The sequence below is a fragment of the Bacillus sp. AF62 genome, assembly GCF_050312695.1.
Lineage (GTDB): Bacteria > Bacillota > Bacilli > Bacillales > Bacillaceae_G > Bacillus_A > Bacillus_A cereus.
This window is the reverse complement of record NZ_JBNPJZ010000208.1, coordinates 1-925: the sequence shown is the minus strand read 5'-3', so window position 1 is coordinate 925 and position 925 is coordinate 1. Positions and strand designations below refer to the sequence as shown.

The window sequence follows — 925 nt, the reverse complement described above, 5'->3', positions numbered from 1 at the left end:
GGAGACGAAAGGTTGCTTTCGTCGTGGAACTGAGAAGCTCCCACTTCAAGCTTTGCTAAGTGGCGAGTAGTTCACTGGCTATTCATCATACACGTCCTTTCTATGGATGCCCCCGTTTACAAGTAGTGCTGAAGAAAGAGGAATTTCATGTTAATCATAAACGTGTGTATAGGTTAATGAAAGAGCTGAATATTCGGTCTGTAATTTGAAAGAAACGGCGTTTCTTTGGGTGGAAGGCCTCTATCATGTTATAGATATAACCTATCTAAATCTTGGAGGTCGTTTCTATTACCTGTCTGCCATTCGAGATCTTTTTAATAATGAGATCGTCGCGTGGGAGCTATCCAAACGAAATGATTTGAAGTTGGTGAGTGATACTGTCAAAAAACTGGCTACAACAAGAGAAGTATAAGGAGCAATCCGTCATTCAGACCAAGGTTTTCAGTACACATCTAAAACATACAATAATCAAATTAAAACATTCGGGATAATAGGTAGTCATTCTTGCAAAGGAAACGGTCTAGATATTGAACCCTTCTTTTCACATGTCAAAACAGAGAATATGTATTTTTCTGAATGTAAAACAGAAAACGATCTCTATCGAGCCATTGAGGATTATATTTGGTTCTATAATCATGAACGATTTCAAAAAAACTGAATCAGTGTGCACCAATCGAATATCGGAACACACTGATTGCACGATGGATAAACATCTTGCTTATCCAGTTGCTATCACCAAATTAAAGAAAGAGAAAAAAGTGCCGTTAGGCACTCAAATTCGGCAGATAAACTATCTAAATAACGTAGTGGAACAAGTCCATCGTTTCATAAAAAAATGTATATGTTCTATCTTAGAACCTGTTTAAAATCTTTTTAATAAAATCGCTACACCTGCCAATAAGCAACTCTGTCTGCTATTTTCAAG

2 protein-coding genes and 1 pseudogene are annotated in these 925 nt (G+C 37.0%); all 3 read left to right on the top strand.

All coding sequences use genetic code 11. The features are described from left to right. Positions 1 to 59 precede the first annotated feature (59 nt). Complete coding sequence (locus ACQRBL_RS32310; RefSeq protein ID WP_411996843.1) at positions 60 to 209, top strand: IS3 family transposase; 150 nt, start codon at positions 60 to 62, stop codon at positions 207 to 209. Between the two features lie 209 nt (positions 210 to 418). Then, positions 419 to 658, top strand: a complete 240-nt coding sequence (locus ACQRBL_RS32305; RefSeq protein ID WP_411996844.1) for an IS3 family transposase — start codon at positions 419 to 421, stop codon at positions 656 to 658. 40 nt (positions 659 to 698) lie between these two features. After that, positions 699 to 854 (top strand): annotated as a pseudogene (locus ACQRBL_RS32300) (IS6 family transposase); the annotation flags it as partial. Between the last annotated feature and the right edge of the window lie 71 nt (positions 855 to 925).